1 rRNA gene is annotated in these 1,730 nt (G+C 56.0%); it reads left to right on the top strand.

The window, feature by feature from the left end:
* The first annotated feature begins 185 nt into the window (after nucleotides 1-185).
* A 16S ribosomal RNA gene (locus AC1DN2_RS21285) occupies nucleotides 186-1,712 on the top strand.
* Nucleotides 1,713-1,730 lie beyond the last annotated feature (18 nt).

Here is a 1,730-nt window from a genome sequence, read left to right as displayed (position 1 = left end):
TGTGTCTGTTGTTTGAGAACTCAATAGTGTGCCAAGTTTGTTGATACCAATTTATTGTATTGAATTGGTTGAATTTGCCGGGCCCGCCACCCCGTGGTGTGGTCTGGTGTTATTTGGCTGGTTTCAAATTTTGTGCAGCGTGTGTATCCCGTTTTCCCGGGGGCGCATGTTGTGTCTGTTTTACTTCAACGGAGAGTTTGATCCTGGCTCAGGATGAACGCTGGCGGCGTGCTTAACACATGCAAGTCGAACGATGATCCGGTGCTTGCACCGGGGATTAGTGGCGAACGGGTGAGTAACACGTGAGTAACCTGCCCTTAACTCTGGGATAAGCCTGGGAAACTGGGTCTAATACCGGATATGACTCCTCATCGCATGGTGGGGGGTGGAAAGCTTTATTGTGGTTTTGGATGGACTCGCGGCCTATCAGCTTGTTGGTGAGGTAATGGCTCACCAAGGCGACGACGGGTAGCCGGCCTGAGAGGGTGACCGGCCACACTGGGACTGAGACACGGCCCAGACTCCTACGGGAGGCAGCAGTGGGGAATATTGCACAATGGGCGCAAGCCTGATGCAGCGACGCCGCGTGAGGGATGACGGCCTTCGGGTTGTAAACCTCTTTCAGTAGGGAAGAAGCGAAAGTGACGGTACCTGCAGAAGAAGCGCCGGCTAACTACGTGCCAGCAGCCGCGGTAATACGTAGGGCGCAAGCGTTATCCGGAATTATTGGGCGTAAAGAGCTCGTAGGCGGTTTGTCGCGTCTGCCGTGAAAGTCCGGGGCTCAACTCCGGATCTGCGGTGGGTACGGGCAGACTAGAGTGATGTAGGGGAGACTGGAATTCCTGGTGTAGCGGTGAAATGCGCAGATATCAGGAGGAACACCGATGGCGAAGGCAGGTCTCTGGGCATTAACTGACGCTGAGGAGCGAAAGCATGGGGAGCGAACAGGATTAGATACCCTGGTAGTCCATGCCGTAAACGTTGGGCACTAGGTGTGGGGGACATTCCACGTTTTCCGCGCCGTAGCTAACGCATTAAGTGCCCCGCCTGGGGAGTACGGCCGCAAGGCTAAAACTCAAAGGAATTGACGGGGGCCCGCACAAGCGGCGGAGCATGCGGATTAATTCGATGCAACGCGAAGAACCTTACCAAGGCTTGACATGGGCCGGACCGGGCTGGAAACAGTCCTTCCCCTTTGGGGCCGGTTCACAGGTGGTGCATGGTTGTCGTCAGCTCGTGTCGTGAGATGTTGGGTTAAGTCCCGCAACGAGCGCAACCCTCGTTCCATGTTGCCAGCGCGTAATGGCGGGGACTCATGGGAGACTGCCGGGGTCAACTCGGAGGAAGGTGGGGACGACGTCAAATCATCATGCCCCTTATGTCTTGGGCTTCACGCATGCTACAATGGCCGGTACAAAGGGTTGCGATACTGTGAGGTGGAGCTAATCCCAAAAAGCCGGTCTCAGTTCGGATTGGGGTCTGCAACTCGACCCCATGAAGTCGGAGTCGCTAGTAATCGCAGATCAGCAACGCTGCGGTGAATACGTTCCCGGGCCTTGTACACACCGCCCGTCAAGTCACGAAAGTTGGTAACACCCGAAGCCGGTGGCCTAACCCCTTGTGGGAGGGAGCTGTCGAAGGTGGGACTGGCGATTGGGACTAAGTCGTAACAAGGTAGCCGTACCGGAAGGTGCGGCTGGATCACCTCCTTTCTAAGGAGCACCTACAAC

The sequence above is a fragment of the Arthrobacter sp. 01L42 genome, from assembly GCF_056400005.1.
The sequence above is the reverse complement of the archived record's forward strand: the minus strand, read 5'-3'. Positions and strand labels throughout refer to the sequence as shown.